General features: G+C 67.6%; 26 protein-coding genes. 12 read left to right on the top strand and 14 right to left on the bottom strand.

From position 1 onward, the window contains the following. Positions 1 to 16: 16 nt before the first annotated feature. Together ACFVTE_RS20305 and ACFVTE_RS20300 are read right to left on the bottom strand one after the other, a co-directional pair. Positions 17 to 994 carry an NUDIX hydrolase gene (locus ACFVTE_RS20305; protein WP_387103581.1) on the bottom strand — a complete coding sequence of 326 codons (978 nt, stop codon included), beginning with the start codon at positions 992 to 994 and terminating at the stop codon, positions 17 to 19. Next, positions 991 to 2886, bottom strand: a complete 1896-nt coding sequence (locus ACFVTE_RS20300; RefSeq protein ID WP_387103579.1) for an ABC transporter ATP-binding protein — start codon at positions 2884 to 2886, stop codon at positions 991 to 993. The genes ACFVTE_RS20305 and ACFVTE_RS20300 overlap by 4 nt, the downstream gene beginning before the upstream one ends. Positions 2887 to 3158: 272 nt before the next feature. Between ACFVTE_RS20300 and ACFVTE_RS20295 the strand changes: the two genes are divergently transcribed. Then, positions 3159 to 3536, top strand: a complete 378-nt coding sequence (locus ACFVTE_RS20295) for a hypothetical protein (RefSeq protein ID WP_387103578.1) — start codon at positions 3159 to 3161, stop codon at positions 3534 to 3536. Between the two features lie 29 nt (positions 3537 to 3565). Here the strand turns inward: ACFVTE_RS20295 and ACFVTE_RS20290 are convergent, their stop codons facing one another. Together ACFVTE_RS20290 and ACFVTE_RS20285 are read right to left on the bottom strand one after the other, a co-directional pair. Continuing rightward, positions 3566 to 5431: a Na+/H+ antiporter gene (locus ACFVTE_RS20290; protein ID WP_387103575.1), complete on the bottom strand. Its 1866-nt coding sequence runs from the start codon at positions 5429 to 5431 to the stop codon at positions 3566 to 3568. 71 nt (positions 5432 to 5502) lie between these two features. Beyond that, complete coding sequence (locus ACFVTE_RS20285; protein ID WP_387103574.1) at positions 5503 to 5646, bottom strand: hypothetical protein; 144 nt, start codon at positions 5644 to 5646, stop codon at positions 5503 to 5505. A 229-nt stretch (positions 5647 to 5875) separates the two neighbouring features. On the opposite strand from ACFVTE_RS20285, the gene ACFVTE_RS20280 reads away from it, so the two are divergent. After that, complete coding sequence (locus ACFVTE_RS20280; protein ID WP_387103573.1) at positions 5876 to 6487, top strand: NADPH-dependent FMN reductase; 612 nt, start codon at positions 5876 to 5878, stop codon at positions 6485 to 6487. Between the two features lie 115 nt (positions 6488 to 6602). On the opposite strand, the gene ACFVTE_RS20275 is transcribed toward ACFVTE_RS20280, so the two are convergent. From ACFVTE_RS20275 to ACFVTE_RS20265, 3 genes are all read right to left on the bottom strand, one after another. Further along, positions 6603 to 8126 carry a carboxyl transferase domain-containing protein gene (locus ACFVTE_RS20275; protein ID WP_387103572.1) on the bottom strand — a complete coding sequence of 508 codons (1524 nt, stop codon included), beginning with the start codon at positions 8124 to 8126 and terminating at the stop codon, positions 6603 to 6605. Further along, positions 8123 to 9400 carry a CaiB/BaiF CoA transferase family protein gene (locus ACFVTE_RS20270; RefSeq protein ID WP_387103569.1) on the bottom strand — a complete coding sequence of 426 codons (1278 nt, stop codon included), beginning with the start codon at positions 9398 to 9400 and terminating at the stop codon, positions 8123 to 8125. The genes ACFVTE_RS20275 and ACFVTE_RS20270 overlap by 4 nt, the downstream gene beginning before the upstream one ends. A gap of 67 nt (positions 9401 to 9467) precedes the next feature. Then, a complete protein-coding gene (locus ACFVTE_RS20265) occupies positions 9468 to 10859 on the bottom strand; it encodes an SLC13 family permease (protein ID WP_387103567.1) in 1392 nt (463 codons plus the stop codon). A 129-nt stretch (positions 10860 to 10988) separates the two neighbouring features. Here ACFVTE_RS20265 and ACFVTE_RS20260 point away from each other — a divergent pair, with 129 nt between their 5' ends. Both ACFVTE_RS20260 and ACFVTE_RS20255 read left to right on the top strand, forming a co-directional pair. After that, complete coding sequence (locus tag ACFVTE_RS20260) at positions 10989 to 11690, top strand: FadR/GntR family transcriptional regulator (RefSeq protein WP_387103564.1); 702 nt, start codon at positions 10989 to 10991, stop codon at positions 11688 to 11690. Positions 11691 to 11694: 4 nt separating this feature from the next. Beyond that, a complete protein-coding gene (locus tag ACFVTE_RS20255) occupies positions 11695 to 12426 on the top strand; it encodes a glutamine amidotransferase (protein ID WP_387103562.1) in 732 nt (243 codons plus the stop codon). A 73-nt stretch (positions 12427 to 12499) separates the two neighbouring features. Here ACFVTE_RS20255 and ACFVTE_RS20250 read toward each other — a convergent pair whose 3' ends face one another. After that, positions 12500 to 13492, bottom strand: coding sequence for a DUF6454 family protein (locus ACFVTE_RS20250; protein ID WP_387103561.1), 993 nt, complete (start codon positions 13490 to 13492; stop codon positions 12500 to 12502). A gap of 343 nt (positions 13493 to 13835) precedes the next feature. Between ACFVTE_RS20250 and ACFVTE_RS20245 the strand changes: the two genes are divergently transcribed. The 3 genes from ACFVTE_RS20245 (at position 13836) to ACFVTE_RS20235 (ending at position 17672) form a co-directional block, all read left to right on the top strand. Beyond that, a complete protein-coding gene (locus ACFVTE_RS20245; RefSeq protein ID WP_387103559.1) occupies positions 13836 to 14234 on the top strand; it encodes a cupin domain-containing protein in 399 nt (132 codons plus the stop codon). 106 nt (positions 14235 to 14340) lie between these two features. After that, entirely contained in the window at positions 14341 to 15357 is a 1017-nt protein-coding gene (locus tag ACFVTE_RS20240; RefSeq protein ID WP_387103557.1) for a magnesium and cobalt transport protein CorA, read from the top strand. Positions 15358 to 15566: 209 nt separating this feature from the next. Beyond that, positions 15567 to 17672 (top strand): Ig-like domain-containing protein, encoded by a 2106-nt coding sequence (locus tag ACFVTE_RS20235; protein WP_387103555.1) that lies wholly within the window; start codon positions 15567 to 15569, stop codon positions 17670 to 17672. A gap of 194 nt (positions 17673 to 17866) precedes the next feature. Here ACFVTE_RS20235 and ACFVTE_RS20230 read toward each other — a convergent pair whose 3' ends face one another. Beyond that, a complete protein-coding gene (locus ACFVTE_RS20230; protein WP_387103553.1) occupies positions 17867 to 18703 on the bottom strand; it encodes an alpha/beta fold hydrolase in 837 nt (278 codons plus the stop codon). A 142-nt stretch (positions 18704 to 18845) separates the two neighbouring features. Here ACFVTE_RS20230 and ACFVTE_RS20225 point away from each other — a divergent pair, with 142 nt between their 5' ends. Continuing rightward, positions 18846 to 19892 (top strand): LLM class flavin-dependent oxidoreductase, encoded by a 1047-nt coding sequence (locus tag ACFVTE_RS20225; protein ID WP_387103551.1) that lies wholly within the window; start codon positions 18846 to 18848, stop codon positions 19890 to 19892. 70 nt (positions 19893 to 19962) lie between these two features. Continuing rightward, positions 19963 to 20208, top strand: coding sequence for a hypothetical protein (locus tag ACFVTE_RS20220; protein ID WP_387103548.1), 246 nt, complete (start codon positions 19963 to 19965; stop codon positions 20206 to 20208). Here the strand turns inward: ACFVTE_RS20220 and ACFVTE_RS20215 are convergent, their stop codons facing one another. From ACFVTE_RS20215 to ACFVTE_RS20205, 3 genes are all read right to left on the bottom strand, one after another. Beyond that, positions 20209 to 20874 carry a nucleoside/nucleotide kinase family protein gene (locus tag ACFVTE_RS20215; protein ID WP_387103545.1) on the bottom strand — a complete coding sequence of 222 codons (666 nt, stop codon included), beginning with the start codon at positions 20872 to 20874 and terminating at the stop codon, positions 20209 to 20211. Positions 20875 to 20926: 52 nt separating this feature from the next. Next, positions 20927 to 21400, bottom strand: coding sequence for a sensor histidine kinase (locus ACFVTE_RS20210; RefSeq protein WP_387103544.1), 474 nt, complete (start codon positions 21398 to 21400; stop codon positions 20927 to 20929). 168 nt (positions 21401 to 21568) lie between these two features. Beyond that, a complete protein-coding gene (locus tag ACFVTE_RS20205) occupies positions 21569 to 21805 on the bottom strand; it encodes a hypothetical protein (protein ID WP_387103541.1) in 237 nt (78 codons plus the stop codon). 141 nt (positions 21806 to 21946) lie between these two features. Here ACFVTE_RS20205 and ACFVTE_RS20200 point away from each other — a divergent pair, with 141 nt between their 5' ends. After that, a complete protein-coding gene (locus ACFVTE_RS20200) occupies positions 21947 to 22561 on the top strand; it encodes a TetR/AcrR family transcriptional regulator (protein ID WP_387103540.1) in 615 nt (204 codons plus the stop codon). Between the two features lie 15 nt (positions 22562 to 22576). On the opposite strand, the gene ACFVTE_RS20195 is transcribed toward ACFVTE_RS20200, so the two are convergent. Next, complete coding sequence (locus tag ACFVTE_RS20195; RefSeq protein WP_387103538.1) at positions 22577 to 23041, bottom strand: hypothetical protein; 465 nt, start codon at positions 23039 to 23041, stop codon at positions 22577 to 22579. Between the two features lie 437 nt (positions 23042 to 23478). Here ACFVTE_RS20195 and ACFVTE_RS20190 point away from each other — a divergent pair, with 437 nt between their 5' ends. Then, the gene (locus ACFVTE_RS20190; RefSeq protein ID WP_387103536.1) at positions 23479 to 24018 is read left to right on the top strand and encodes an Hsp20/alpha crystallin family protein; all 540 of its coding nucleotides are present in this window, start codon (positions 23479 to 23481) and stop codon (positions 24016 to 24018) included. Here the strand turns inward: ACFVTE_RS20190 and ACFVTE_RS20185 are convergent. Further along, positions 24006 to 24749 carry a GAF and ANTAR domain-containing protein gene (locus tag ACFVTE_RS20185; RefSeq protein ID WP_387103534.1) on the bottom strand — a complete coding sequence of 248 codons (744 nt, stop codon included), beginning with the start codon at positions 24747 to 24749 and terminating at the stop codon, positions 24006 to 24008. The two genes, ACFVTE_RS20190 and ACFVTE_RS20185, sit on opposite strands and share 13 nt — an antisense overlap. 288 nt (positions 24750 to 25037) lie before the next feature. Here ACFVTE_RS20185 and ACFVTE_RS20180 point away from each other — a divergent pair, with 288 nt between their 5' ends. Further along, a complete protein-coding gene (locus ACFVTE_RS20180; protein ID WP_387103532.1) occupies positions 25038 to 25910 on the top strand; it encodes an NAD-dependent epimerase/dehydratase family protein in 873 nt (290 codons plus the stop codon). The last annotated feature ends 26 nt before the right edge of the window (positions 25911 to 25936 follow it).

Genomic DNA, 25936 nt, shown 5'->3' with positions numbered 1-25936 from the left:
ACCAGGGCATACGGTGCTAGACGGCGGCCCGAAGGTCTGCAGGGGAGCGAAGCTCCGCGGCGCTGTTGAGGTCCACCGCAGTGCTGAGGTCCGCCGGGGACAGCGGCAGATAGTAGGCGGAGCGGTAGCGGGTACGGTCGCCGGTCAGCACCCACGCCGACCCCTTGCGGACGCGGAAGCGCTTGGTCAGAACCGTCCGGTCGTGTTGGATGAGGTGGGCCAGGACATCGGCCATGACATCCTCGTGCGTGCACAGGACCGTTCCCGTCCCGCGGGCCCTGGCCACGAGGTCCAATGTGGCCGCCAGGTTGCCGCCGGTCAGGTGCTCCGAGAGCTCCACTTCGAGCGATTCCCGGCGTGCCAGTTCGGCGACGGTTGCGACGCAGCGGATCGAGGGCGCCGAGACGATGCGTTCGACGGCAAACATGGCTCCCAGCGAGGCCAGCGACCCGGCAGCCTGCTCGCCGGTCGGTGCCAGCTGCCTGCCGCCTGCTGCCGGGTCCCACCCATCCCGTTTCGTCATCTCAGCCCCGCGCACCAGCAGCAGCATTTTCTCCCGCTTCGGCGCCGGACGGACGCCCAGCTCCGATTGGAGCCGGCTGCCCAGGGCGATGATGGCTGGCCTGTCCCGGGGTTCAGACACCGTGCGCAAGGCGGCCGGAAGCGAAAGCCAACTGACGGCGTCGACCTCGTCATTGGGGGTGAAACGGCCTGTCCCCGCCGCGGCAGCCCAGTAACGGATGGTCTTGATCCTGCGTTTGGCGTCCTCGTAGCGGATGCTGGGCAGTTCCGCGCCCACGCGGCAGCGCAGGCCCGTTTCTTCCCGCACCTCGCGTTCCGCGCATTCCCGGCCGGTTTCACCGGGGTCCGCCTTGCCCTTGGGGATGGACCAGTCGCCGTGGGCCGGCCGGTGGATCAGGAGCACTTCGAGGGCGCCCTTCGTTCCGATCCGCCAGGGGAGGGCGCCGTATGTCGGGGGCTTCGCCCTGTTCATGCGCTCGTCTCCGTCTGAAGGCTGCCGTTTCCGGCAGAAAGCAGGTCCCCGGCGGGGACCAAGGTGTCTGCAGAGACCAGGTTCTCGGCCGGGACCAGGGTGAGGGCCGGCGCGTCCTTGGCGTGCTGCAGGCTGTCCAGCCGGCTGTAGAGACCGCCTGACGCGGCGAGTTCGCCGTGCCTGCCGCTTTCCACGATCCGCCCCTTGTCCAGCACATAAATCCGGTCGGCCCGTTTGAGGGTTGAGAGCCGGTGCGCGATGACGATCACCGTGCGCCCGGCCATAAGCCGCTCGAGGCCGCGCATGACGTACTGCTCCGAGATGGCGTCCAGGCCCGACGTCGGCTCATCGAGGATGACGATGGGGGTATCCCGGACCAAAGCGCGGGCGATGGCGATACGCTGGCGCTGGCCGCCGGAGAGAGTAACGCCGCGCTCCGCCACCGGGGTGTCGTATCCCAAGGGCAGGGTGCGGACGAACTCGTCCACGTGGGCTGCCTCGGCCGCGGCCAGGACCTGCTCGCGGGTGACGCCCTCCGAGCCGTAGGCGATGTTGTCGTAGATGGTCCCGCGGAACAGGATGGATTCCTGCAGCACCATCGAGACCTGCCTGCGCACGGTGGCCACCTGCAGGTCCCGCACGTCCAGCCCGTCAAGCAGAACTTCCCCCTCGGCCGCATCGTAGAGCCGCGGAATCAGGCTGACGACGGACGACTTCCCGGCTCCCGTCGGGCCGGTGATCGCCACGACGCTGCCGGGCTCCACCTTGAGGTCAACCCCGTGCAGCACATGCCGGTCGCCCTGGTAGCCGAAGCTCACCGAGCGCAGCTCCACGGCACCGGCCAGCCGTGGAGCCGGCCGGGCGCCGGGCAGGTCTGAGATGGCGGGCGCGGTGTCCAGGATTTCCTGGATCCGCTCGGCGCTGGCCTGGCCGCGGCTGATGACGGTGGTGAGCTTGGCCAGCGACTTCATGGGGGAGTACAGGGCCTTGAGGTAGGCGAGGAAAACGAGGAGCAGGCCCAGGGTGAGGGACCCATCCAGCACCCGCTGGGCGCCGATCCAGAGGACCAGCACCGTGCCCAGGGTTGCGATGATGTCAACCAGCGGCGAGAACAGGGACTGCAGCCGGATGACCCTCAGGCCGGCGTCGCGCCGGCCGTCGTTCCGGGTCCGGAAGTCCTCCTCGTGGCGCGCCTCACTCGTGTAGGTCTGCATCACCCGGACCGAGGCGAATGTCTCCGACATCGCCGCCGCGATGTCGCTGTCCCTGCTGCGGGCCTCCTTCGACGCGCCCTTGATGCGGCGCCGGTAGAAGAGCACCGTGATGAACAGCAGCGGCGACACCGCCAGGCCGATCACGGCAAAGGTCGGGTCGATCAGCATGCAGATGGTGATGACGAAGCCCAGGATGAAGATGTTGGGCAGCAGCACCGACAGGATGGACACCATGAGGGCGCGCACGTAGTCGACGTCGGTGGTGGTGCGGGTGACGAGGTCGCCCAGTCGCTGCTTGTCGTGGAAGGCCAGTGACAGCCGCTGCAGATGGGTGAAGACTTCGGCACGGATGGTGGCCATTGCCCTCTCACCGACGCCGTTGAGCAGGCGGGTGCCGAGGTAGTCCGAGCCCGCATTCAGCACCGTCATCGCGAGCAGCGCCGAGGCGGCGAGCAGGAGCAACTGCAGCTGGCCCAGGGCGGCCAGGCCGAGGAAGGCGGGCATCTCATGGAGCTTCGAGCTGCCCGTCGGCTGCAGCACGTCGTCGACAATGACCTTCATGGGCCACGGCAGGGCCACTTCCATGGCGGCGACAAAAACCACCAGGAGGGCGCCGCCTGCCAGCGCCCAGGCATGTGGGGCTATCGCCCCGCGGAACCGCCAAAAGGTTTGAAACATCTCTCCCCCTAAGAAGAAACCGGCGGTCGCGGGCATCGCCCGAACGCTGCGCGTTGGGCGATGCTCTGAGACCGTCCAGGGATCATCCCTGGTCCCGCTCACTATTTCCTACAGAGCTTTGGGAAAACTCTCCCGGAGCTTGGGGAAAACCTGCTGGCGGTTTGGAGCCCGACGGCGGTTCCACCGTTTAGGGGGCTTACATCCGGGCTGTCTCGGACTACCGTTTGCATGTAGAGGCAGTTTTCAACCTGCAGGGCAGCAAAGGAGTGGCCATGGGCGACGTGTGGATCCGCACGATCAACCATGGACTGGTGCGGGCCGACAGGGTCACGGAGATTGCCGCATCCCGCGGATCGGTCCACGAGGAGCGCGGGTATTCGATCAAGGCCGTGGCCGAGGGCAAGGCCTACATCCTGATCGACAACAGCGACCTTGAGGGCACCCCGAACGGACGGTTCGGCCATGCCGGCCGCATGCAGGCGGCATTGCTCCTCGCCGTGGACGAGGCACGCACGGCCGCCACATCGATGGTGATCAGTTATGAACAGGCCGGGGAACGCTGGGTCCTCACCCCGGCGTCGGACATTGCGGGTGAATCGGTGCCGGCCGTGCCGATGGCATCGGGGGACCATCACCTGCCCGCGGGCTGAGGTACGGCCAGTCCGTCGTAGCTGCCCGATTACCCGAGCAGATCATCCACATAGCACCACCGCCAGTCCTCACCCGGTTCGATGCTGCGCATGACCGGGTGACCGGTCGACTGGAAGTGCTTTGAGGCGTGGGTGGCAGGCGAGGAATCGCAGCAGGCCACATTGCCGCACTCCAGGCACATCCGCAGGTGGACGGTGGTGGTCCCTTCGCGTAGGCAGGCGTCACAGCGTGCATCGCCGGGAACTTCGGGTTCGCGTGCCGCCTCCAGGTGCTCGCAGTCGCCTCCCGGCCTGGCGACGGCGCGGGAGCCGGAAACATCGGCCTCCTCGATGACGGCGTCCAGCATCGACTCCTCGACGTCGAGCCGCTCCAGGACGCTGCTGAGGACCTCGTGGGGGTAGTTCCCGCCGCTCCTGAGTTCGAGGACTTTCGCCCGCTCCGCCTCAAGCATTGCCAGCCGCAGCTGGGCATAGCGCTGGCTGGGGGTGGCTGCCTCCGCCGTCGGCCTCCCAAGACGTTCCCACGCCGCCAGCCCGCGTTCCTGCGTCCTCCGCTTGAGCATGGCCACCACCTCCGGCGGGTCGTCATCCGTCTGCAGCTGATGCAGCCGCTCCACCCCCGCTGCTGTGGCCTGCTGCGTCAGATCCGCCTGGGCCAGCGCGTCCTCGCCTGGATCGGGGCCCTGCACCCGGAGCAGCCGTACCAGGGCGGGCAGTGTGAACCCCTGCAGCGCCAGGGTCCCGGCCACCACAACCATCGCTGCCAGGATCAGTACCGTGCGGTGTTCCAAATCCTCGGGCAGGGTGAGGGCCGCGGCGAGCGTGACCACCCCGCGCATGCCGGCCCACGAGATGATGGCGGGGTACTGCCAGGGCGGAGCGGGATCCTTCCGGGCCACGGCCGGGATAAGCCTGGGCAGATAGGTCGCCGGAAAGACCCAGACCGGCCGCAGGAGCAGCACCGCCAGCAGGATCACCGCGCAGCCCGCCCAGATCCTGGCCGAGCCCAGGGAATCGTCCTGGACGCCCTCGATAATGGTCCGCACCTGCAGGCCGATGAGGAGGAACACCGAGTTTTCCAGCAGGAACTGAACTGTCTCCCAGTTGCTCCGCTGGCTTTGCCGGGCGGCCCCGCTGGGCATGGACGGCGCCTTCGTGCCCATGATCAGGCCGGTGACTACCACGGCCAGGACGCCGGACGCGTGGATAGCCTCCGCGGGCAGGTACGCCACGAAGGGTGCCATCAGCGACGTGGAGGTATTGATGGCCACGTTGCGGATCCGCAGGCGCAGCTGGGTCAGGACGTAGGCAGCGGCGAGTCCCACCACCAGCCCACCGCCGGCGGCGAGCAGGAAGTCGGCGCCGATCTCCAGCACGGACACGCTTCCTGCGATGGCCGCGATGGCTGCGCGCAGGCACACCAGGGCGGTTGCGTCGTTGACCAGCGATTCGCCTTCCAGGATGGTCACGATCCTGCGCGGCATCCCCACCTTGCGTGCAATGGCCGTGGCGGCCACCGCATCGGGCGGGGCAACCACGGCACCGAGCGCGATGGCTGCGGCCACCGGTATCTCCGGGAACAGCCACCAGACCACCAGGCCCACCACGATGGTGCCGAAGATGACGTAGCCCACCGAGAGCAGCCCGATGGCCCTTTTGTTGGAGTGGAAGTCGTAGAGCGACGTCTGCAGGGCCGCGGCATACAGGAGCGGCGGCAGCAGCCCTACGAGGACCAGCTCAGGGTTGAGGTCGACCCGGGGGATGAACGGGAGAAAGGAGCCGGCCACTCCGGCGAGTACCAGGAGCAGCGGAACGGATACGTCAAGCTTCCGGCCAAGGGCGCTAACCGCGCAGACCACGGCGGCGAGAGCCAACAACCCCAGGGCGACTTCCATGCAGCTATTTTCTCAACTGTCCCGGACCGCCCAACGGAGGGCGGCGCCGTCGGACATTACCACGACGCAGGTCAGGACCTGGTTCCGCCGGCGTCGTCGGCACCCTCGGCCGGATCCTGCGAATGCACACGGATGTCGGTGGGGTCGGCCGTTTCATCGCCTTCGGCGGGGGCTTCACTGTGGATGCGCTGCAGCATCTCCGGATTCTCGCTCATGACTTCCGTTCCTCTGTTGCGGTTGTGTGCTGGTGGCCATCGCTTAGGTTCATCTAGCTACCGCACCGGCAGGGCTGTCAAGAACCGGTGCGCGCTCTGGCCGTGGATTTTGTTGTGTGCTGAACTGTTGGGGTTGCACCCGAAATGCCCCGCGGCTAACTGCCGCAGCACTGCCCTTTGCACCATCGGCCCAGCCGGTTCGCGCCGGCTGATGGGAAGGAACACCACTATGGCAACGCACAAGATCGGCTATTTCGTAGGGAGCCTGGCCAGCGGCTCCATCAACCGGACGCTCTCCAAGGCCCTCATCAAGCTCGCCCCCGGGGACCTGGAGTTTACCGAGATCCCCATCAAGGACCTGCCCCTGTACAGCTACGACTACGATGCCGAATTCCCGCCCGCAGGCCGTGCCCTCAAGGAAGCCATCGAGGGCTCCGACGGCATCCTCTTTGTGTCCCCGGAATACAACCGTTCCATTCCCGGGGCCCTGAAGAATGCCATCGACTGGGGATCCCGTCCCTGGGGGACCAACTCGTTCGCCCGCAAGCCCACCGGCATCATCGGCGCCTCACCCGGGAGTATCGGCACCGCCGTGATGCAGTCCTCCATGCGCGCCGTGCTGAGCTTCCTCGATGCCCCGCAGCTGAACGCGCCCGAGGCCTACGTGAAGTTCAACCCGGACGTGTTCGGCAGCGACGGCGAGGTGAAGGACGAATCCACCGAGGCCTTCCTGCGGCATTACATGGAGGAGTACTGCGCCTTCGTCCAGCGGGTCCTGGCCGCGAATGCACCTGGCCACATCGGCGACCCGGAACCCGACACCCAGAAGCTCTCCCGCTAGCCGCCCCTCGCCCGACCCGCCCTCGTTCTTCCCGAGTTTTTGTCCAGATAATGGCCGCTCGGAGGCCCCGAAGCCCCATTATCTGGACAAAAACTCCTAGAAGTGGAGGGTGGTTTTAGAGGGACAGGGGGACCATGCCGCCGAGGTTGCGGTACTTTTCGAGCCGTTGCGGGAGGAGTTCCGCCACGCCGGCGCCCGAGAGCGCGGCCAGCTCGTACTCGATGGCCTGGCCCAGCCGCTGGCAGAAGGCCCTGCCCTCGAGGGCAGCGTCGCCGCGTTCGTCCACGATGTGCTCCACCATGCCGTGGGCGTAGAGCGAGGCGACGTTGACTCCCTGCGCCTCGGACATCGCCGGGGCGAACTCGGTGCTGCGGTGCACGATGGCGCTCGCACCCTCGGGCGGCAGCGGGGACAGCCAGGCGTGCTGCGCGGCGATGGTGCGGTCGGCAGGGAACAGGGCCAGGGCGCCGCCGCCGGTGCCCTGGCCCATCAGCACGGAGACGGTGGGGGAGTTGAGCCCGATGAGGTCGTGCAGCGACCGGGCGATTTCACCGGCCAGCCCGCCCTCTTCCGCTTCCTTTGACAGCGCCGCCCCGCCCGTGTCGATCACCGTCACCAGGGGCAGTCCGAGTTCCTCCGCCAGGCGCATGCCGCGCCGGGCTTCGCGCAGCGACGCCGGCCCCATGGCGGTCTGCTGCGAGGGCCGCGGGCGGGTGTGCCCGATCACCACGCAGGACTTCTGGCCGAAGCGGGCCAGCGCCAGCAGCAGTCCGGGGTCCTTTTCCCCCTGCCCGGTGCCGTTCAATGGCAGCACATCGCGGGCGCCGTAGGCCAGCAGCTGCCGCAGGTCCGGGCGCCGCGGATTCCGGGAGATTTCGATCGATTCCCAGGCTCCGGCGTCGGACGGTTTCACGGACAGTGTCCGCGGCGGCCGGACCCGCGCATGCGGGCCGGCGACGAGAATGCTCAGGGCGCGGTCGACGACGTCGGACAGCTGCCACGGCGGGACCACCGCGTCCACCAGGCCCTTGTCGAACAGGTTCTCGGTCACCTGGACGTTCTCCGGAAAAGGGGAACCATAGAGGGCCTCGTAGACCCGGGGTCCGAGGAACCCGAGGAGGGCGCCCGGCTCGGCCACCGTGATGTGCCCGAGGGAACCCCAGGAGGCCATGACGCCGCCCGTGGTGGGATGCCGGAGGTACACGAGGTAAGGGAGTCCTGCCTGCCGGTGCGCCCGGACCGCCGCGCTGATCTTGACCATGGAGAGGAAGGCGATGGTGCCTTCCTGCATCCGGGTTCCACCCGACGCCGGTCCGGCCAGGAGCGGAAGCCCCTCCCGGGTGGCCCGTTCGACGGCGTTCACGATCCGTTCCGCTGCGGCGAGGCCGATGGAACCGGCCAGGAAGCGGAACTCGCTGACTATGACGGCCACCCGCCGGCCGCGGATGAGGCCCTCACCGGTGAGGACGGACTCGTCCACGCCGGTCTTCTCCCGGGCCGCCGCCAGCTCCTGCCGGTATTCCGGGGTGGGATCGGGGTCCACCACGGGCGAGTCCCACGTGCGGTAGGAACTGGGGTCAAGGACGGCGGCAATGAGTTCGGCGGCGTCCAGGTGGCGGGCCTGCTGGGCTGCACTCATGCTCCGCGGCCCTCCCCGGCGGCGCCCGCAGAGGCACCGGAGGCAGCAACGGCTTCGGCCGGAACAAGCCCCAGCCACTGCCGGATCTGGTCGCCGTCCTGGTCCAGCAGCGGCGGAGCCGTGTGGGCCTTGAGCGTGGTTTCCGCGGTGTCCGCGGCGCTGAAAAAGCGCAGCGGCGGCCCCGGCAGGGTGACGTTCCCCAGGATCTTGTGGTCGACGTCGATCACCAGGCCCTGCGAATGGACCTGTTCCCATGCGTAGACCTCGTCCAGCGTGCGGACCTTGCCCGCCGGGATCCCGGCCTCGTTCAGCAGGGCCAGCAGCGGCTCCGCCTCATACGCGGCGAAGGCGCGCTCCACCTCCTCGATGACCTTTTCCCGGTTCCGGACGCGCTCGGCGTTGGACGCGAACTCCGGCCGGTCCGCATCGATGCCGAACGCCGCGGCAAACGTGCGCCACAGCTTCTCGCTGCCCACGCTGATCTGCACGCGCCCCTGCCGGCAGTGGAACAGGCCGTACGGCGCGATGGACGGGTGGTGGTTGCCCTGGGCCTTGGGCACCTCGCCGGCAACGGTGGCGCGCGTGCCCTGGAACGCGTGCACACCGATCAGCGCGGCAAGCAGCGAGGTCCGCACGATCTGACCCTGGCCCGTCCGTTCGCGCTGCAGCAGCGCCGCAAGCGTGCCGAACGCCCCGTACATGCCGGAGAGCAGATCCGCGATGGGCACGCCCACCCGCTGGGGGTCGTCCGGGCCGGAGCCGGTGAGCGACATCAGCCCGGCCTCACCCTGCAGGATCTGGTCGTAGCCGCTGCGGCGCGACTCCGGGCCGTCGTGGCCAAAACCGGTGATGGACAGGACCACCAGCGCAGGGTTCAGCGCGTGCATCTCCGCCGCGGAGAACCCCAGCCGGTCCAGCACGCCCGGGCGGAAGTTTTCAATCACGACGTCGGCACGCTCCAGCAGTTCGCGCAGCACCGTCCGCCCGTCGTCACTCTTCAGGTCCAGCGCGATGGATTCCTTGTTGCGGTTGCAGGAGAGGAAGTACGTGGCCTGGGGATCGTCCTCGGGACCGACGAACGGCGGCCCCCAGCCGCGCGTATCGTCTCCGGTGCCGGGACTCTCAACCTTGATGACCCGTGCGCCAAGGTCTGCCAGCATCATGCCGGCGTGCGGTCCGGCCAGGGCCCGGCTCAGGTCCACCACAAGGTATCCGGCGAGGGGGCCTTCGGGCTGCGCCGTGCCTTCGGGCTGGGGCGTGGAATCATGGCTCATGCTGGGTGTTCCTTCTCTTGCTTGGAGGGGCTGCTGGTGCTGGTCCCGGGCATTGACGTCCGGGCGGCTACATCCAGCCCGGGAGGACCATAACCAGCCAGGCAATGGCGGGGCCGGCGATGACGACGACGCCGCTGTAGGCCAGGATCTGCTTGTAGAACTTGTCCTTGTCCACGTCCTCCGGGGCGTTGGCGAGTACCAGCGCGCCGTTGGTGGAGAACGGGGAGACGTCCACGATCGTGGCGGCGACGGCCAGGGCGGCGATCACGCCGACGGCGCCGATCTCACCGGTGGACAGGAACGGGACGGCCAGTGGGATGAGCGCGGCCAGGATGGCGGTGGAGGAGGCGAAGGCCGAGACCACGGCGCCGATGTAGCAGATCAGCAGGGCCGCGAGCAGGGGCATCCCGAGGTGGGCGACGCCGTCGGACACGAACTTGATGGTGCCGGCTTCCTCGAGGACGCCCACGAAGGTGAGCATGCCGCAGATGAGCAGGACGGTTGACCAGCTGATCTTGTTCACGGCGCCCTTCTGGGCGGCGGGCGAGACGAGGGCCAGGACCATGGCGATGGTGATGGAGACGAACCCGACGTCCACCTTGAAGCCGAGCGAGATGACGGCGAGCGCGATCAGGCCTGCAATCGTGACCAGCTGCGGGACAGTGGCCCGGGCGCCGGAGGCGTCAGCCGCGTCAGCGGCAGCTGAAGAGGAGCCGGAGGTTCCCTTGCGGGCGACGCCGGAGGAGGAGATGTCGGAGCCGGAGCCCTGCAGGGTGACACCGGCGGCGCGGGCGCCCACGCTCACGGCCATCCGGGACTCGGCGGCGTGCTCCACGAGCCGGCCGGTCTTGGTGGAGAGCAGTTTGCTGCCGCCCAGGACGATGAAGAGCACCACGGCGATGGCGAGGTTGAAGACGAAGCTGGCGAGGAAGATCGCCATGGGGCTGGCCTCGAGGTCCGTCTTGGCGATGATGCCGTTGACCGTGACGCCGTAGACGGCGATCGGGGAGAAGCCGCCGGCCTGCGCCCCGTGGATCACCATCATGCCCATCATCAGGGGGTTGATCTTGTGCTTGGCGGCGAAGCTCAGGGCGATGGGGGCGATGATTGCGACGGCGGCGGGAGACAGGGCGCCGACGGCGGTGATGACCGCCGTGATGGCGAACATGACCCAGGGGATGAGGGCCACCTTGCTGCCCACCATCCGCACCGCGCCGCGGACCAGCAGGTCGATGGTTCCGTTGTTCTGGGCGATTGCGAAGAGGTAGGTGACGCCGACGATCGTCAGGAACAGGCCGCCGGGAAAGTTGGCAAGAATGTCGGTGGTGGACATTCCGAGGACCACCGAGCCGAGCAGGAAGGCGCCTACGAAGGCCAGGGCGCCCATGTTGAGGGGCAGCACCGTGGCCAGCAGGAACATCACCGCCAGGATGATGATGGACAGGACGGGAGCGGACATCGTTGTTCCTCCGGGGATGAGAGTTGATGTGATGGGGATTACAGGCTCACTGGCCTAGCCTCCTAGACACTAGGTGACTTTGTCAATACTCCTCCGCTAAGCTGATGCAAGACCGCCGGAAGGATGCGCATGCCCAAGAAGACCGCAACGCAACAGATTTCCCGCGTCGCGCGCCCGCGTCTCTACGAGCAGCTTGTAGAGCAGCTGATGGATTTCATCGAGTCAGCACAGCTGGGGCCCGGCGACACCCTGCCCGCCGAACGGGACCTGGCCGAACGGCTGGGCGTCTCGCGGGCGACGCTTGCCCAGGCGCTGGTGGCCCTGGAAGTCCTCGGCGTTATCGACGTCCAGCACGGCACCGGAGCGGTGCTGGTCTACCGTCCCAACGTTCCCTCTGTGCTCAAGGGACTGCGCGAGCACCGGAGCCGCCTCCCCGAGATCGTGGAGGCCCGCAGCACGCTTGAGGTCAAGCTGGCCGAGCTTGCGGCCGCGCGGCGCACGGACGAGGACATGCAGGCGATCGACAAGGCACTCGACGTCATGGCGGAGGAGGTGGCCGCGGGCGCGAAGGGGGCCCATGGCGACGAGCTGTTCCACCAGGCCATCACCGCCGCGGCGCACTCCGGCGTGCTGGCCCAGCTCATGACCTTCATTGCCGAGATGATCCTCGAAACCCGGCTCGAGTCGCTGGGGCAGCCCGGCCGGCCGGAGCAGTCCCTGGCATCCCACCGCAAGATCGCGGACGCCATCCGGGCCCAGGATTCGGAGGCCGCCGCGGCAGCAATGCTGGACCACATCACCCTCGTGTCCGACGTCGCCCTGCTGAAGTAAGCACGTGAAGCCGTTTCTGCTGCTCGCCTCGCGGGCCGAGGACGTCGCCGCGGAGGACGAATACGAGGCGTACCTGCGCTTTGGCGGGCTGGAACCGGATCAGCTGACGCGGATCCGGATGGAGCGGGCGCCGCTGCCGGAGCTGGACCTGGACGACTATGCCGGCGTCATCGTCGGCGGCAGCCCGTTCACCTCGAGCGACCCGCCCGCGAAGAAGAGCGAAGCCCAGCACCGGGTGGAGCGCGAACTGTCCGGGCTGCTGGACCGGATCGTGGCGGAGGACTTCCCGTTCCTGGGCGCCTGTTACGGCGTGGGGACCCTTGGCCTGCACCAGGGCGCCGTGATCGACCGGACCTACGGCGAGCAGCTGGGCGGGGTGACCATCAGCCTGAGCCCGGAAGGCCTGGAGGACCCGCTGCTCGCCGGCCTGCCCGCGCAGTTCACCGCGTTCACGGGGCACAAGGAAGGCTGCACGGTGCTGCCGCCGCACGCTGTGCTGCTGGCGAGCTCCGCCGCCTGCCCGGTGCACATGTTCCGGATCAAGCAGAACCTGTACGCCACACAGTTCCACCCCGAGCTCGACGCCGAAGGCCTGGTGACCAGGATCGACATTTACCGCCACGCCGGATACTTCCCGCCCGAATCCGCCGAACAGCTGATGGCGGAGGCCCGGACCTTCACGGCCACGGAACCGATGAAGATCCTGCGGAACTTCGTGAAGCTCTACGGCAAGTAGGCACAGCGATAACAGAGGCGGACGACGGCGGGACGCACCCGCCGTCGTCCGCTTCCTTTTTGCGGTACGGCGCTTAGTGCGCCGGGGTCACCGTGGCCTCATAGGTGAGGATCTCGGTGCCGTTGCCCTCTTCGCCGTTGTCCGGCGCTACCCGCATTGTCAGGCGGTTGCCGTCAGCGGTCATCTTGAAGGGGTTGCGGGTTGCCACATGGCCTCCCGCGGTCCACTGCTGGAAAGGCACGTCGTGCAGGACGTTGTGGGTTCTGATGTCGAGCAGGGCGATGCCGCCAAGCTCGTAGTTCGCGGCAGGCCCGCCGGCAGCGGGTGTCTGCGGCAGGTTGGCCAGGCCGGCGCACAGCATTTTGGAGTCCGCCGCATACTGGCAGTCCTGGTAGTCGATGAAGTTGTCCGGATTCTGCCACGTGGACAGTTCCTTGCCTTTCAGATTCCACTCGGCGAAGCGGCGCGAACCCCAGGTGTTGCCCACCAGGTGTCCGGTCTGTTTGTCCAGAACGATGCCGCCGAAGTGGTCCTTGACCTCGAACTGCTTGTGCACATCCAAGGTTTCGGCGTCCACCCGGTACACGATGGAGCTGCTGTTGGGGCGGTACTCCGCCACCGGCACCCAGACGTTCCCGCCGTCGAAGTCGATGCCTCCGGGGTGGTACATCGCACCCTCGCCCAGGACGATGTCCCTCTGGAGCTTGCCCGCCTTGTCCATGACAAAGAGGTGGCCCTTACCCTTTCCCGGGGTGCGGTCGTAGCCGCCCTGGGGGCTGGGAAACTTCACAGTCGGTTCGATGATCTCCACGGACGAGAGGAAGATGTGGTCCTCCGTGAAGGCGATGCCTTCCGTGTGGAAGGTGGGAAAGTCCAGCTTCAGCGTGCCGGTCAGTTGCCAGGCCGTAGCGCGGCCGACGGCGGCAAACCCGTCGGCGACGGCGGTTTCCGGCGAGCGGCGCTCGCCTTGGGATGCCTGTGCGACGGCAGTGCCGCCGATGGCGGACGCGGCGATGACCGCCGCCGCGGCTGCGGCGAAAATGGTGCGCGTGCGGGTGATGCGCATGGGGAGACCCTCTCGTTGGTTCGGACCGCAACGACGCTAACGGCCGGCCGTGAACCGGCGGCAAAGGACGGCTTAACGCGGTTTGGCCGGCCGGCACACCGGTGCGCGGGCGGCCATTTTTCGCGGGCCAACGCTGCCCATTGACTTCGGCCTGCGGAGGTCTACGGTTGAACTACGTCAACATTGATCTGTTGCGTGCGCGTGCGGCGAGGGGCAGCCACACCAACATACGCGGTTGCCGCACCGTCACGTCTAGGCGGCAGTCCGCACCTCGCCAGCGTTTGGCTCCCCTCCGGAGCCACCTTCACATTCCAGGTCTCAACCCAGTCTGCAGGTGCCGTCCATGACCGCCAATTTTATTACTGCCCTAGCCGTCAAGTCCTTCGATGAACCGGACAAGAAGAGGTGCCCCGACAAAGCCGAGGTGGACCTGGTCAGCGTCAACGACTTCTCGGTCGCCCGACTGATCCTTGCCCCCGGCTGGCGCTGGTCCGAATGCACCAAGCCCACGGAGCAGACACCCTTCTGCCAGCACAACCATCTTGGGTTCTGCATCTCCGGTGCCATGGAGGTCGAGACACCGGAGGGGGTCCGCTCCTTCATCCATGCCAATGACACGTATGCGATTCCGCCGGGACACGATGAGTGGGTGGTGGGCTCCGAGCCGTTCGTGGCGGTTGAATTCCTCGGCGCGGCCTCGTTCGGGCGGCCGGTCAGCCGCGGGCTCCACGCCAGAATCTGATTGGCCCCGCGCGGCGGCTTGGTCCCCCGGCCCCTTATTGGCACGGCGTCCCGGAAGGGATAACGTCACTGCCATGGGATGCCGGTCCAGCTGAGGAGTCGCTGCCATGGCCATTATCGATAACGCCGTCTACGTGGCCGGACGCCGGACGGCTGATCCGGAGGGGCTGGAGGAGACCTACTTCCTGCTGCGGCAGCGCGAGGGGATGGCCTGGATTGGCCTCTACCGTCCCGACCCCCACGAGTTGCGGTCGGTGGCGGACGAGTTCGACCTCAGCGCCCTGGCTGTCGAGGATGCGCTGACCGGGCACCAGCGCGCCAAGCTTGAGCTTTACGGTGAGACGCTCTTCCTGGTGTTGCGCCCGGCACGGTACCTCGACGACATCGAAAAGGTGGAGTTCGGCGAGATCCACGTCTTTGCCGGGCCGGATTTCGTGGTCACCGTCCGCCGCGCGGAATCACCGGACCTGGCGCGGGTGCGCCGCCGGATGGAATCACAGCCCGAGTTCCTCGCCCTGGGTCCCGACGCCGTACTGTACGCCATCCTGGACCAGGTGGTCGACGAGTACGAGCCGGTTGCGGCTGGCCTGGAAAACGACATCGACGAGATCGAGGACGAGCTGTTCGGCGCGGACCCGGAGGTGTCCCGGCGCATCTACGAACTTTCCCGCCAGGTCATCACCGTGCAGCGTGCCACGGGGCCGCTGGCCGGAATCCTACAGGCCCTGATCAGCGGAACGCCGGACCACCACCCCGGCCCCGAACTCCAGGACCACCTCCGCGACGTGCTGGACCACGTCCTGCGGCTCAACGACCGGATCGCGTCCTTCCGGGCGCTGCTGCAGAACGCGCTCGCCGTCAATGCGGCACTCGTGGCCCAGCGGCAGAACGACGAGATGCGCCGCCTCACCGAGTCCAGCTTCGCGCAGAGCGAGCAGGTCAAGAGAATCTCTTCCTGGGCGGCCATCCTCTTCGCGCCGACGCTCATCGGGACGATTTACGGGATGAACTTCCACACGATGCCCGAACTCGACTGGATCTTCGGGTATCCCATGGCGCTGGGGCTGATGATCGGCATGGGGCTGATCCTGTACGCCGCCTTCAAACGGAATAACTGGATCTAGCGAAAGCACAGGTTTACGCGGTTTTTCCGCAGGACCCGAAGCTTCATCGAAGCTTCCGTGCAGCTCCGGGCCGGTGCGGGACCGCGGAAAATACACTGGAATCAGCCGTCCGCTGGCTCTTCCCGCCGGCCCCTCAGCTTTCGAAGGAACCCAAAATTCGCGCTTCGTCTGTTCTCCGTCCTGCCCTGGCCACGCTGCTGCTCACGGGCTTGGCCGCCGCCTTCGCGGGGGTCTCGCCGGGCACTGCCGACTCCGGTGCTGCAGCCGGCGCCGCCCCGGAAACCCAGGCCGCAGCTCCTGCCCGCTACATCGTGCGCTACTCCGCCGGGACCGACGTATCCTCGGCCGTGCGGAACCTGCACTCGCGGAACATCGGCGTCGGGCGCATCTTCGCCAAGGCCATGCGCGGTGCCGTCGTGACGGCGACGCCGGGGCAGGCCGCGGAACTGAAGCGCTCGGCGGGCGTTGCCGCCGTCGAACTCGATGCCCCGGTGACGGCCGCCGATACCCAGCCGTCCGCAACGTGGGGTCTGGACCGTATTGACCAGCGTGCCCTGCCGCTGTCCGGGACCTACACCTCGGCGTCCTCCGGCGCCGGCGTGAGCGCTTACGTGATTGACTCCGGCGTGCTGTCTGCGCACGCGGAGTTTGGCGGGCGCGTCGCACAGGGCTGGACGGCGATTTCCGACGGGCTGGGCACCGGGGACTGCAACGGCCACGGCACGCATGTTGCCGGCACCATCGCGGGAAAGACCTACGGCGTGGCCAAGGCGGCCACCGTGATTCCCGTCCGCGTGCTGGACTGCAACGGATCGGGCTTCAACTCGGACGTCATCGCCGGGCTCGAGTGGGTGGCGTCCAGCCACCAGGCCGGGACCCCGGCCGTGGCGAACCTGAGCCTCGGCAGCACCGCCAGCGCCATGGTGGACGCCGCGGTGCAGGGCATCATCAACGACGGCGTCACCGCGGTGGTCGCCGCCGGGAACGCCGCCGCTGATGCGTGCAACAGCTCCCCGGCACGCGTGGCCGGCGCGCTGACCGTCGCCGCGAGCGACTCCGCGGACAAGCAGGCGTCCTTTTCCAACTACGGCAGCTGCGTCGACCTGTATGCGCCGGGAGTCGGCATCAAGTCCGCTTCCCCTGCCTCCACCACGGCCACGGCCCTGATGAGCGGCACCTCCATGGCGTCCCCGCACGTGGCCGGCGCCGCAGCCGTCCTGCTGTCCCGCTCGCCGGGCCTGCTCCCTGCGGACGTGGCGGCGAAGCTGCTGTCCGCAGCTACCCCAGGTGCTGTCTCCGCCGCCACCGCGGGAACCCCCAACCGCCTGCTGTTCACCGACCCCGCCGCCGCGGTCCTCGCCGCGCCGGCAGTGACGGCGCTCAGCCCGGCAGCCAGCTCCTCGGGCACCGCCGTGGCAGCCAACGTCACAGCCACCTTCGGCTCAGCGGTCCAGGGCGTGAACGGTTCCACCTTCATCCTCCGGAACGCCTCCGGAGCAACAGTGCCCGCCGCCGTCAGCTACGACGCCGCCACGCACACGGCAACCCTGAACCCCGAGGGCCTGCTCGGAGCATCGCAGAAATACACGGCCACGCTGACCGGCGGACCCGCCGCCATCCGCGACGCCGCAGGCACCCCCTTCGTAACGGGCAGCTGGTCCTTCACCACCGCCGCGGCCCCCACGGTCACCGCACGCACGCCCGGCGCGAACGCCACCGCCATTGCGGCCGGAAGCAACGTCACGGCGACGTTCAGCACCGGAATACAGGGCATCAGCGGCAGCACCTTCGAGCTGCGCGGCCCGGGCGGCACCGTTGTCCCCGGGGCCGTCACCTACAGCGCCACCACCCGGACCGCCACGCTGGACCCCGCGGCCAACCTCGCCAACGACGCCAAGTACACGGTGGCCCTGACCGGCGGGCCCACCGCCGTCCGCGACGCCGCAGGCACGCCGCTGGCCACCACCAGCTGGACGTTCACCACCGGCCCGGCCCCAGCCATCACGGCCATGACGCCGCGCCAGGGCACCACGCTGGTGCGCCGCGCCACCAACATCGCGGTGACCTTCAGCGAGGCTATCCAGGGTGCGGGCACCGGCACCGTCACGCTAAAGAACACCGTCACCGGCGCCAAGGTGACCGCCACCGTTTCCCGCAACGGCACCACGAACCAGTGGATCCTGAAGCCTACGGCAACCCTGGCCGTGCGGACCGCCTACGCGGTCAGCGTGACCGGCGGCGCCGCGGCGGTCCGCGACCTGGCGGGCAATCCGCTGAAGTCTGCCAGCTGGACGTTCACCACAGGCTCTCTCTGAGCCATAACAAACCGGGCGAGAGTCAAAGGGAGGCCGACGGCGGCACCCGCGTGCCGCCGTCGGCCTTTTCAGTTAGTTGGATGAAGGGTCAGCCTGAAACGCCTGGCGGTGTCAGTAGCTGTGGCCGAAATCGACCGTCCCGTTTTGATCCCGGCGTCGGTCGCCTGCCGCGGCATTGACCGAATCGCGCGGGGCTACTTGCGCAGGAAAGCGAGCAGTGCCTCGTTGACCTCTGCGCCGTGGGTCCAGAGCAGTCCGTGCGGGGCGCCGTCGATCTCCAGGTACTCAGCCTCCGGCAGGGCCTTGTGGAACTCCCGGCCGGTGGCGTCAATCGGCAGGATGTTGTCCGCCGTGCCGTGCACGATCAGTGCCGGGACGTCGATTTTCGGGATATCGGGGCGGAAATCGGTGATCCAGGTGGGTTGGGCGGCCACCGAGGCGAAAGCACCGGAGCTGGCGGCGAGGTTCCAGCTGGCCCGCACGGACTCCTCGCTGAGCCGGGGGGTGCCGAGGAAAGTGTCGCTGTTGTAGAAGTTCTTGAAGAACTCGGTGAAGAAGGCGTAGCGGTCTGCCTTGACTGCCTCGGCGAGGCCATCGAACACGGACTGCGGCACTCCGGTGGGGTTGTCGTCGGCCTGCAGGAGGTACGGTTCCAGGGACCCGAGGAAAGCGGCCTTGGCCACGCGGGCCGACCCGAAGGTGGAGAGGTACCGGGCCACCTCACCGGTTCCCATCGAGAAGCCCACCAGCACCGTGTCGTTGAGGTCCAGGGTGGTGAGGACGGTGTTGAGGTCGCCCGCGAAGGTGTCGTAGTCGTAGCCGGTGGTGGGCTTGCTGGACTTTCCGAAGCCGCGGCGGTCGTACGTGATGACCCGGTAGCCGGCGTCCAGCAGGGCAGCGGTCTGCTTCTCCCAGGAGGACCCGTCCAGGGGGTAGCCGTGGATGAGGACAACAGCCTGTCCGGTTCCGTGGTCTTCGTAGTAGAGCTCGATGTCGGTGCTGTTTTCCTGTCCAACGGTGATGTAAGCCATGTCAGCATTCCCTTCGGTCTCGTGAGAACGGACGTCCTCAAGCGGTGGTACCAACCTATCGGGATCGCGGGCCGGTGCGCGCGGCCTGTCACAGGGCGTAGCCTGCAGGAATGGCAGCAGGGACCGGGGTGTTGTGCAGGGCATGAAACGAATTGGCTTCCTCTCCTTCGGCCACTGGGGCCCGGTGCAGGGTTCCCGCACCCGGACGGCCCGTGATGCGCTGCTGCAGGGGATAGAGCTGGCGGTGGCCGCGGAGGATCTGGGCATCGATGGCGCCTTCTTCCGCGTGCACCACTTCGCACGCCAGCAGGCATCGCCGTTCCCGCTGCTGGCGGCCGCCGCGGCCCGCACCAGCCGCATTGAGCTTGGCACCGGGGTCATCGACATGCGCTATGAGAATCCGCTGTACATGGCGGAGGAGGCGGCGGCCACGGACCTCATCAGCGGCGGCCGGCTCCAGCTCGGCATCAGCCGCGGTTCACCCGAGCCCGCCCGCAACGGCGCAGCGGCCTTCGGGTATGCGCCGCGGGAGGGCGAGACGGATGCCGACATGGCGCGCCGGCACGCCGAGGAGTTCCGGCGGGCCATCGCCGGCGCCGGCGTGGTGGAAGCCGACCCGCGGTACGCCGGAGGGGCCACCGGGCTGCTGCCCGTCCAGCCCCGCTCCGAGGGCCTGCCCGCGCGGATCTGGTGGGGCGCCGGGACCCGGAAGACGGCGGTCTGGGCGGCAGAGCGGGGGATGAACCTGATGAGTTCCACGCTGCTGACCGAGGATACCGGGGTGCCGTTCGATGAGCTGCAGGCCGAGCAGATTGCCATGTTCCGCGAGGCATGGGACGCGGCCGGGCATGGCCGCGAGCCGCGGGTTTCCGTCAGCCGCAGCGTCCTGCCACTGGTTGATGACGAGGACCGCCAGTACTTCGGGCTGAGCGCACTCCGTGAGGGCCGGGACCAGGTGGGTGCCCTCGACGGAACCCTGGCGCGCTTCGGCAAGAGCTACATCGGTGAGCCGGACGCCATCGCCGGGGAGCTCGCCGCCGATGCCGCGGTGCAGGCGGCGGATACCCTCCTGCTCACCGTCCCCAACCAGCTTGGCGTGGAGTACAACGCCAAGCTGCTGGGAAACATCGCCCGCCATGTTGCCCCGGTCCTGGGATGGGCGCCGCACGAGGTGCGGGAGCAGGCGTAACCCGGAGCTGCCCGTGGTGCCTGCGCCTAGACTGGGACGCGACCGGCATTTCCCAGTGAGAGGCAGTGGCATGACCGACAGCAAGCGCAACGCGGAAGAGCCCGGCGGCCTTCGGGGCCCTGGCGACCCGGACACCGTCGAACAGGAGCAGCCCCATCCCGAGGCCGGTACGCCGCACAACATCCGTGAGGAGCAGATGACACAGGCGGGCGGCACGGTTCCAGCCAGCTACGTGGGCAGTGGGGCGCCGGAGGGCGGACACAAGCCGGAAGAGGCCGCGGACGAACCGGGGCTGTGGGACGCCGGGGACAGGTAGCTAAAGCCAGGGAAGGATCCTGTCGGCGCGGGAGCGTGTGGCTTCGATCAGGCGCGCATTGGCCGCGTCCGGCCCGTTGGCCCAGGCCTCGGCCGCCGCGCGGTCCATGCCGAAGAGCATGTGCCGTTCAATCAGGCGGGCAAGGCGCATGTCATGCGGTGTGTCGATGAACCACACTTCGTCCAGTTGTGCCCGCACCTGCTGCCAGCGCGGACCGTCGTTGAGCAGGTAGTTGCCCTCGGTGATGATGACGGGGAAAGCGGCCGGAACGGCCAGCGATGCGGCCACCGGCTCATCGAGCGTCCGGCGGAAGTCCGGAGCATACACAACGTCCTCGTCCCGGCGCGCAAGCCGCTGCAGGAGCGAAAGGTAACCGCCGACGTCGAACGTGTCCGGCGCGCCCTTGCGCTGCCGCAGCGGAGTGCTGTCGATGATGGCGTTGCCCAGGTGGAAGCCGTCCATGGGCACCACGAGGGCGGCATCGGAGCCGAGGGCCTCCGCGAGGCAGGCCGAGAAGGTGGACTTGCCGGACCCCGGCGAGCCGGCCACGCCGAGGAGAAACCGCCTTCCGGAGGTCACCCGGCTGCGCAGCTGGGCGACGGCCTGCTGGATTTCCGCGGAATCGAAAGCCCGGAGGGAGCGTGGCTCAACGTTTGGAAGGGTCATGCACAGCATCCTAGGCGGGGCCCGGGATGCAGACGCCGTAATGCGCGGAGGTTCAGTCGAGCGGGATGGTGATGGTGATCGCGGTGCCGGTGCCGGGAGCCGAGGTGATGTTCACGGTTCCGCCCGCTTCCTCTACGGCCTGCGAGATGGTCCGCAGGCCGTGGCCGTTGACTTCTCCCGGCGACTGGGGGGCCGACTCGAAGCCGGTGCCGTTGTCCGCGACCATGAGGCGGATGCCGTGGAAGACGGCGGCAAGCCGGACAGTCACATCCGTGGCGTGCGCATGCTTGAACGTGTTGCTCAGCGCCTCCTGCGCCGACTGGTAGAGCAGGGAGGCGCAGCCGGATGAGATCTCCACGCCGTGGTGCGGTGTCTCCCAGCGGACGCACGTACCCTGACGGCGCAAGGGGGCCGTGAGCCTGTCGATGCAGCCGGCCAGCCCCAGCCGGTAGAAGTCCAGCGGCTGACGGTCAGTGATGAGACCCCCGACTTCGACGACTTCCTCGAGAGTTGCTGATTGGTTCATGGCGGCCCCCCGCTTCCTTGCGGTCCTCGTTGCATGCTCCCCCTGGAAGGATCGCTCCTCCAGGGGCTGATGCATTAAGGGTGGTGCCGGCCGATCAGGCTTGCCGCAGGTTTACCCCGGGATCGAATCAAGTTTCCGCAAGATGTTCTGCAGCCGGGTGTTCTGCGGCTACTGGGCCATCATCCAGGGCTGGAGCGAGTGCTGCGGATACGTGGCGGCGTCGGCGGCGTCGAGCACCTCCAGCGCTGTCATGTGCGCGGCTTCCGCCACTTCACGGATCGGCTTGCCGTGGGTTACTGCCGCGGCAACTGCACTTTGCAGGCTTGCAGCCGCGGGGTCATGCTCTACTGCTGCGGATTCCAGCGTCGCCACGGCTTCTTCCACCGCGCGGATGTCTTCGTCCATCGGTACCCTCCTGTATCTGCCCCATTGCAGTGACACCAGGCGCTGGGAGCTGCAACTGCTCCCCGGACGAAGTGTCATGATCCTAAAACAATAAGACAGACAGGTCTGTCTCTGCCAGTGCCAAGGTACACTGAATCTCTGATGAGTGCTCCTGATGCAACCGGGGATGCGTTGCTGCCTGAAGAGGTGCGTACCGGCCATAGTGAACCAGTGGACCGGATCCTGGCTACCGCCTACGAGCTTTTTTCGCACCGCGGTGTCCGCGACGTCGGAATCAATGAACTGATCGAGCGGTCCGGAGTGGCCAAGTCCACGTTTTACCGCCACTTCCCGTCCAAAGACGCACTGGTCCTGGCATTCCTGGCACTCCGCGACCAGGTCTGGACCGTGGACCTGATCGTCTCCGAGGCGCGGCGCCGGGGTGGCACTCCCGAAGCGCGCCTGCTGGCCATCTTCGACGTCTTCGGCGACTGGTTCCAGCGGGACGATTTTGAGGCGTGCACCTTTATCAATGTCCTCCTTGAGATGGGCCCCGGCCATCCGCTGGGGGAGGCCAGCATCGGCTACCTCGCCAGGATCCGCGGCCACATCCAGGCGCTTGCCGAGGAGGCGGGGCTGGAACGCCCCGACGAATTCGCCCGCTCGTGGCACATCCTGATGAAGGGCTCCATCATTTCCGCGACCGAAGGCGACTTCCTCGCCAACAAGCGGGCGCAGCAGATGGCCGGCTGGCTGATCGCACACCACCGGGGCTGACCCCTTCCGGCCCGTTCAGTCGTGCCGCAGCAGGTTCCGCAGCGGAGCCGGGAGCCACTTCGGCTTCGGTCCGTCAGCCGGGTTTTCATCACTCTCCTTCGAGGGCTCCGCGGCGCCGGCTGTGAAGTAGTCCCCGCCCGCCGGGAGATAGTCACCGGCCGGGAGGTTGCCGTCGCCGGCCGCCGGCGGGAGGCAGGCGTTCTCACTCAGATGGCACAGCAGGGCTTGCTCGGGGGACCCGGGATGCGAGGCCAGGTGCTGCAGCAGCCGGCGCCGGGCGTCCGACTGGACGTCCGTGGTGGCGAGGATATCCAGGATGAGTTCGATGACCTGGGCGCGCATCACGGTCCGGTCGATGGACCTCAGCGAGTCGCTGCAGAAGACCTCCAGCGCGTCCGCTGCATCCTGGGTACACCGGACCGGTTCCGTGGCCGTCTTCAGCCATTCAGGCTCAGCAGGGGAGTGGGCATTAGCGTCCATCGGGACCTCCGGACATGTTCGCGTCTTCCTCGAGGGTCTTCACTGCGTTCTTCATCACGGCTCCTCCATTGGCGGCATGATTCCTGCATGGTGACAATGTGCGGCGGGGCTCCTGTGAAAACCTCGTTCCGGGGACCCCTCGATTGGAACGCGCCGGGTGGAAATTGGGGGGTCAGTGCAGCAAAAAGGCCTCCCCCAGGCCGGCGGCGGGCGCTGCCGGCGGAAAGTTCCCGGTTTTTCACAAGGAAACTCTCAGGATTCGTCCGTCGTGGGCTGCCGGAGGCCGGTTGGTTCCAGCAAGCGGGCTGGCCACCGCCCTGGACAGGCATTCGGCAAGAGACAAGCGTTCCACATGGGCGTAGCTTTGTTGGTGTTGGGACCCGATCCGGTTCTCCGCATCCTGCAATGGGGCCGGAAGCTGACAGGAGGTAACAGCGTTGACCAACATATTCAGGCGTGCCGGCGTCGATATCCCGGAACCCTTCCGGCGTTTCCTGGAGGGGGATTTGGACGCCTGGCTGCGGGTGGAGGAATACCGTGAGTCAGGCTCCCTGGTGGTCAGGGCCGAGGCGCCGGGCATCGATCCTGACAATGACGTCGATATCACCCTCGCCGGCAGCCAGCTGCGGATCACGGTCCGCCGTGAGGAAAAGTCGGAGCACACGGAGAGGGAAGGGTACCGTTCGGAATTCCGCTTCGGCACGTTTTCGCGGACAGTAAGCCTTCCGGCCCCGGTGAATCAGGAGGACATCCGTGCTTCGTACACCGACGGCGTCCTGGAAGTCCGCGTTCCGTTGACCGAGGAACCCGCAGCGGGCGGCCAGAAGATCCGGGTCTCCCGCGGCGCTGGATCTGCCGGTGCGGGCGCCGAGGGTGCCGGAACCGGCGGTGCCGGGACTGGCGGTTTCGGAGCCGGTACCGCGGGAACTGGGGGGACTTCGCGCACTACGGGGCAGGATCCACTTCAGCCCTCGTAGTGCGTCCTCGCCGGGCCCTGGCCGAGGGAGTCCACGATTGACGTCGCAACGCTGTGCAGCTTGATGTTGCGGGTGCTCGACGCTGCCTTGAGCAGGTCGAAGGCTTCCTCCTGGCTGCACCGGTTCTGGGCCATGATCACGCCGACGGCGACGTCAATGACGGTCCGGGTTTCTAGCGTGGCCTTGAGGTTGGCGGCAGCGTCGCTGTAGTGGGCGAAGCGTACGGCCAGCCGCAGGGCCATTGAGGTCTGGCTGACGAAGTCCTGGGCCAGTTCCAGGACCCGGCCCTCGAACCGGCCCGGACGGTGCGAGTACAGGTTCAGCGCGGCACGGGTCTCGCCCTCGAGGACGAACGGGATGGCGAGGATGGAACGGACGCCCTGCCCCAGAACCTTCTCCGCGTAGCTCTCCCAGCGGTCGTGCTTCTCGAGGTCCGTGATGTGGATGGTGACCTGGTCGCGGGAAGCCGTCATGCAGGGGCCGTCGCCGAAGTCGTACTGGATCTCGTCCATGGCCTGCGCCTCGGGGCTGCTGCTCGCCACGGTTGCTGCCTTGCGGTGCCGCAGCAGGGTCACGCCGCAGAGGACTTCGTCGCCGGGTTCGGACAGGCTGCGTGCGGAAATCCGGGCAAGCTCGTGGAGGAATTCGCCCACGTCGGAGCTGGTGAGCACAAGCTCGTTGAGGTGCTCCGTGACGGAGTTTTCAGGTTTTGCGGTCGACTCGCTGGCCACGATCTTTCGGTACCGTTTCGCTCAGGTCAAGACGAACCGGCGGGCGCAGCGCAGGGGACCCCGTTGGCGGGGCGGTAGCAGCAAGCAAGGTGCCGGATCGAACAACAATCCAACGGCCTTCTGCTAAACCGTACCGAGAAAATATACACCAGAACCGCACGCGCCATGGCCGTGGTTACAGGCGCGGGCCCTAGGCTGGGGGAAAGGTGCCGGGCGGCGGAAGCCGCAGCGGCCATCGGATTGCGGCCGCCCGGGCCAGGGCCGGCCAACCAACAGAAGGAGGCCGCGGTGAGAATTGCCGTAACGGGAGGCAGCGGAAAGCTCGGACGGAACGTGGTCCGCAGGCTTGTGGCGGACGGGCATTCCGTCCTTAACCTGGACCGGACCGGCAGCCGGAGCCCGGACTTTGCCGCCGTGGACCTGCGCAACTACGGGCAGGTTGTGGACGTCATCCTGGGCCTGGACGACAGGCACCAGGGCTTTGACGCCGTGGTCCACCTGGGCGCCATCCCGGCTCCGGGCCTGGTGCCCGACGCCGCCACCTTCGAAAACAACATGCTGTCCACCTACAACGTGTTCCAGGCGGCCCGCAGGGCGGGCATCAAGAAAATCGTCTATGCCTCCAGTGAGACGGTGCTGGGACTGCCGTTCGACGTCGACCCTCCCTACATCCCGGTGGACGAGGAGTATCCGGCCCGCCCGGAGAGCACCTACTCGCTGGTCAAGCATTTGGAGGAGCAGATGGCCATCCAGATGACGCGCTGGGACCCGGAGCTGAGCATCGTTGGCCTCCGGTTCTCCAACGTCATGGACCCGGAGGACTACGAGGAGTTCCCGTCCTTTGACTCGGACACCGCCCTGCGCAAATGGAACCTCTGGGGCTACATCGACGCGCGCGACGGTGCGCAGGCAGTGGCGCGCGCCCTGGACTATCGCACGCCGGGGTTCGAAGCCTTCATCATCGCCAACGAGGACACCGTCATGGGCCGTTCCAGTGCCAGCCTGGCGGCGGAGGTGTTCCCGCGGGTGGAGGTGACCAAGGAGCTGGGCGAGCACGAGACCCTGCTGTCCATTGACAAGGCCAAGCGGCTCCTTGGCTACGCGCCCGAACACAGCTGGCGGACCTACCACTCCAACCGCACGACGCCCACCGAGGACTGAGCACCGAAGGGGGACTGCTTTTCCTA

Source organism: Arthrobacter sp. NPDC058097 (assembly GCF_042884885.1).
Taxonomy (GTDB): domain Bacteria; phylum Actinomycetota; class Actinomycetes; order Actinomycetales; family Micrococcaceae; genus Arthrobacter.
The sequence above is the reverse complement of the archived record's forward strand: the minus strand, read 5'-3'. Positions and strand labels throughout refer to the sequence as shown.

Coding starts and splice junctions, on each gene's coding strand:
- ACFVTE_RS20305 (WP_387103581.1), bottom strand. CDS start 994: ATGAACAGGGCGAAGCCCCCGACATACGGCGCCCTCCCCTGGCGGATC.
- ACFVTE_RS20300 (WP_387103579.1), bottom strand. CDS start 2,886: ATGTTTCAAACCTTTTGGCGGTTCCGCGGGGCGATAGCCCCACATGCC.
- ACFVTE_RS20295 (WP_387103578.1), top strand. CDS start 3,159: ATGGGCGACGTGTGGATCCGCACGATCAACCATGGACTGGTGCGGGCC.
- ACFVTE_RS20290 (WP_387103575.1), bottom strand. CDS start 5,431: ATGGAAGTCGCCCTGGGGTTGTTGGCTCTCGCCGCCGTGGTCTGCGCG.
- ACFVTE_RS20285 (WP_387103574.1), bottom strand. CDS start 5,646: ATGAGCGAGAATCCGGAGATGCTGCAGCGCATCCACAGTGAAGCCCCC.
- ACFVTE_RS20280 (WP_387103573.1), top strand. CDS start 5,876: ATGGCAACGCACAAGATCGGCTATTTCGTAGGGAGCCTGGCCAGCGGC.
- ACFVTE_RS20275 (WP_387103572.1), bottom strand. CDS start 8,126: ATGAGTGCAGCCCAGCAGGCCCGCCACCTGGACGCCGCCGAACTCATT.
- ACFVTE_RS20270 (WP_387103569.1), bottom strand. CDS start 9,400: ATGAGCCATGATTCCACGCCCCAGCCCGAAGGCACGGCGCAGCCCGAA.
- ACFVTE_RS20265 (WP_387103567.1), bottom strand. CDS start 10,859: ATGTCCGCTCCCGTCCTGTCCATCATCATCCTGGCGGTGATGTTCCTG.
- ACFVTE_RS20260 (WP_387103564.1), top strand. CDS start 10,989: ATGCCCAAGAAGACCGCAACGCAACAGATTTCCCGCGTCGCGCGCCCG.
- ACFVTE_RS20250 (WP_387103561.1), bottom strand. CDS start 13,492: ATGCGCATCACCCGCACGCGCACCATTTTCGCCGCAGCCGCGGCGGCG.
- ACFVTE_RS20245 (WP_387103559.1), top strand. CDS start 13,836: ATGACCGCCAATTTTATTACTGCCCTAGCCGTCAAGTCCTTCGATGAA.
- ACFVTE_RS20240 (WP_387103557.1), top strand. CDS start 14,341: ATGGCCATTATCGATAACGCCGTCTACGTGGCCGGACGCCGGACGGCT.
- ACFVTE_RS20230 (WP_387103553.1), bottom strand. CDS start 18,703: ATGGCTTACATCACCGTTGGACAGGAAAACAGCACCGACATCGAGCTC.
- ACFVTE_RS20225 (WP_387103551.1), top strand. CDS start 18,846: ATGAAACGAATTGGCTTCCTCTCCTTCGGCCACTGGGGCCCGGTGCAG.
- ACFVTE_RS20220 (WP_387103548.1), top strand. CDS start 19,963: ATGACCGACAGCAAGCGCAACGCGGAAGAGCCCGGCGGCCTTCGGGGC.
- ACFVTE_RS20215 (WP_387103545.1), bottom strand. CDS start 20,874: ATGACCCTTCCAAACGTTGAGCCACGCTCCCTCCGGGCTTTCGATTCC.
- ACFVTE_RS20210 (WP_387103544.1), bottom strand. CDS start 21,400: ATGAACCAATCAGCAACTCTCGAGGAAGTCGTCGAAGTCGGGGGTCTC.
- ACFVTE_RS20205 (WP_387103541.1), bottom strand. CDS start 21,805: ATGGACGAAGACATCCGCGCGGTGGAAGAAGCCGTGGCGACGCTGGAA.
- ACFVTE_RS20200 (WP_387103540.1), top strand. CDS start 21,947: ATGAGTGCTCCTGATGCAACCGGGGATGCGTTGCTGCCTGAAGAGGTG.
- ACFVTE_RS20195 (WP_387103538.1), bottom strand. CDS start 23,041: ATGGACGCTAATGCCCACTCCCCTGCTGAGCCTGAATGGCTGAAGACG.